This is a genomic window from Enterobacter cloacae complex sp. S1 (assembly GCF_014930525.1).
GTDB lineage: Bacteria > Pseudomonadota > Gammaproteobacteria > Enterobacterales > Enterobacteriaceae > Enterobacter > Enterobacter hormaechei_C.
In genome coordinates this window covers 1-3,059 of the sequence record NZ_JADBRE010000070.1, presented here as the reverse complement: position 1 = coordinate 3,059, position 3,059 = coordinate 1, and the positions used below count along the sequence as shown (strand labels likewise).

Here is a 3,059-nt window from a genome sequence, read left to right as displayed (position 1 = left end):
GCATTGGATCGTCTCCCTCCCAAAATTCCTGAAATAAATCTAACTGTCTGGAAAGACCTTGCTAAAGCATCTCTGGATCTGAACAACCTTGTTCAGCATCTCAACACTAAATCACACGATAGTCCTTTTACTATCACCGAAATTTATACGGTGCAAAAAAGAATAAAAGCACTAAGAGATGCCCTTCTGTCAGCAAATCGATCTGTCAGTGATAAATAATGAAAGGGATGCAGAAAATCCGCAGAGGAAAGAGTTTTGCTGGTATCGTCCTCTATGCATTAAAGCCCGGTTCTCATCATAAAAAAGACCCTATCGTGATCGGTGGAAATATAACGATAGTTGGCAATGCCGCTAAAGATCTGATCGCTGAATTTGATAGCACCAAACAGCTTCGCCCTGACGTGCAAAAGGCTGTTTGGCACAACTCGCTTCGCTTACCTAAAGGTGAATCACTAACGGCTAAACAGTGGTCCTACATCGCAGATGACTACATGGCAAGAATGGGGTTCTCTGAAACGCATCTCAGATGCTACATCCTACATGACGACGAAGACGGCCAGCACATCCATATCATCGCAAGCAGAGTTTCTCTTGATGCAGGAAAGCTCTACCTCGGCAAGAACGAGAATCTGGCAAGCACAAGAATAATTCAGCAACTTGAAAGAGATTACAATCTGACAAGAACCAAAGGACCGAAAGCTTCTCCAGCAGCGCCCTCACCTAAACCGAAGCTCAAAAAATCCCGTAATGAGCTGATGATAGAAAAGAGAACTGGTGAGCTATGCCCAAAAGCAATCATCCAAAACGCCCTTAATGAACTGCTTGATACCAGGCAATCGATTACCGACTTCGTGCAACAGCTTATGGCACAAAATATCAGGCCAATCCCTAACATTGCTTCTGCGGGTAAGATGAACGGTTTTTCATTCGAATATAGGGGGATTGCTTTCAAAGCTTCGCAGCTCGGTAAGGGTTATTCTTGGTCAGCCTTGCAGAACAAACTCAACTATCAACCGGAACGTGATAATGCTTTCCTGTTTGAACTGAAAGCATCTGACAGTGAAGCGCCTTGTACGTTCATGACTACAGATGCTCCTGAAATCACAACAAGAGAGGTTCACAGCCCCATAGAAGCGCTTATCCATGATAACCGTGCTGGTCAGGACGAATACACTAACGCTTCTGTAAAGCAGTTTCACTTAGAAGCTGGTGCTAAAGAAGCGTTAAAAGAAGCCCCCGACCAAAGCTATGCAGTTTCAGCGTTCAGGTGGTTGGAATACATCCCCTACCTCGATGTAATTTATCGTATGTTGAAAAACCTCAAAATCCCAACCCTTAAACGTCCTCGAAAACACAAAACCATCACTGGCGTGAGAGTGGTAGAGATTATGCCTCTCCCCCAAAAAAATCTCATCGAATCAGCACCTCAATCCAGAAGAGCTTCGCTTTCGATGTAAGGCTGGCAAGCCTTTTTTGATAAATACAGTCCAATATATCGATCGTTTATACCGATCGATAACCTAGTGTTGATAGTTAATGGCTATCATTATTACGTAATCGATCGGTACAAGTGATTTGCGTTTCTTACGAACTAAGTCAAAATGTCAATTTACATGCAATCATCTAACAATATGATTTAACTAGTCTATTTACTTATTCATTAGCTCAAACGTAGGGTTTGAAATGGCAACTACCATCTCAACTGTAAGCCTGGACGGTTTCATACATCACCGAATATGACTTCATCTTGAACACTAAGGAACTTGTATGAGCATCTCCGCAACGAAAAGCAGGAAGAAAGAATCTGAAGCTGGTCTTTCTGATGATCCTCGGCAAACGGAAATCACGACACCCAATTTTGTGCTGTTTGGTGGAACTTTCACATTTATTGAGACCTTCTCTGCCACTGTCATCTACTCCGATCTAGGCAATGGTCATATCTGGGTAAAAACCAACACAGGGGATGAGAAGCAGATTTCTGACTATGGTATCCCTTTCAGAAGTTCACACACTATCCATAAATACGAACTTCGCCAATATAGTGAGGATGGTTCGTATGATGTATATAAAGATGCGCTTATCGTTAATAAGAAAACGGGTGAACACGAGGTAAACTTAAAAAGGAAAACCATTATTATTCCCGCTTTTCTGACAATGCTATTTCATACTGCCTCTACAGCATCGTATTACAGAGCAATGCCTGTTCCAAAATTGCTCACCGTTATTCTCATTTTACTTTGTGCTTCTGCACTTATTTCATTCCTCACACTACCTTGGGGATTTAAAGACGGCTACATGTGGAGCGACCACAAATACATGTGGTTTACATATCTTTTCTCAAGAGTTGGTAGTTTTATTTGTATCAATTTGATGAAAAGAAGAAGCCAGAAGTTTGAGAATGAACTTAGAAATCTTATTGAGTTAGTAAAGCGCTAAAATTTAAAAATAAAAAAGGAAAGTGTTGTATGAAAAAAATCATCATCGTAGGATTCGTTTTTCTGGCCTTGGCAGGTTGTTCTTCAGTAGGCAACCAGTCATTGAAAAATGAGACGCAGGAAAGTGTGAAAACCAAAATTTTTAAAGGCAAAACTACAAAACAGGACGTGTTAGCATCGTTCGGTGAACCTGACAGCCGTTCTTTGATCGATGGTGAAGAGCAATGGTCATACACTATGTATAACAGCCAGTCCAAAGCAACCTCTTTCATCCCCGCTGTGGGACTGCTTGCAGGCGGCGCAAACTCACAAACTAAATCTCTGACAGTTTCTTTCAAAGGCGAAAAAGTCAGCACATACATCTTTAATGCTGGAACAAGCAACGTGAAGACTGGCATTTTTTAGATAAAAGACAAAACCAGCATCAAGGGAAAATTTAGCCCGCAGTTGAAACCTACGGGCTTTTTTACAGAAAACATAAATCACTTTTTAAAGATAGTGATTATCTTTTTTAGCCTCCCCCAAACTTTACTCTTCATTTCTACAGTCTCAGTATTTTCCTTTAAAGAGGATTTTATTGTCTCTGGCTCTGGCTCTGGCTCTGGCTCTGGCTCTGGCTCTGGC

3 protein-coding genes and 2 pseudogenes are annotated in these 3,059 nt (G+C 41.5%); 4 read left to right on the top strand and 1 reads right to left on the bottom strand.

Features of this window, described 5'->3' with window-relative positions:
- The 4 genes and pseudogenes from IM290_RS21735 to bamE all read left to right on the top strand — a co-directional run.
- Positions 1-219, top strand: a pseudogene (locus IM290_RS21735) (hypothetical protein); the annotation flags it as partial.
- Complete coding sequence (locus IM290_RS21425; protein ID WP_193042703.1) at positions 219-1,457, top strand: relaxase/mobilization nuclease domain-containing protein; 1,239 nt, start codon at positions 219-221, stop codon at positions 1,455-1,457. The pseudogene IM290_RS21735 and the gene IM290_RS21425, both read left to right, overlap by 1 nt.
- A 310-nt stretch (positions 1,458-1,767) precedes the next feature.
- A complete protein-coding gene (locus IM290_RS21420) occupies positions 1,768-2,436 on the top strand; it encodes a hypothetical protein (protein ID WP_193354510.1) in 669 nt (222 codons plus the stop codon).
- Between the two features lie 101 nt (positions 2,437-2,537).
- Positions 2,538-2,840: an outer membrane protein assembly factor BamE gene (gene bamE, locus IM290_RS21415; protein WP_193042720.1), complete on the top strand. Its 303-nt coding sequence runs from the start codon at positions 2,538-2,540 to the stop codon at positions 2,838-2,840.
- Between the two features lie 77 nt (positions 2,841-2,917).
- On the opposite strand, the pseudogene IM290_RS21730 reads toward bamE, so the two are convergent.
- Positions 2,918-3,059, bottom strand: a pseudogene (locus IM290_RS21730) (hypothetical protein); the annotation flags it as partial.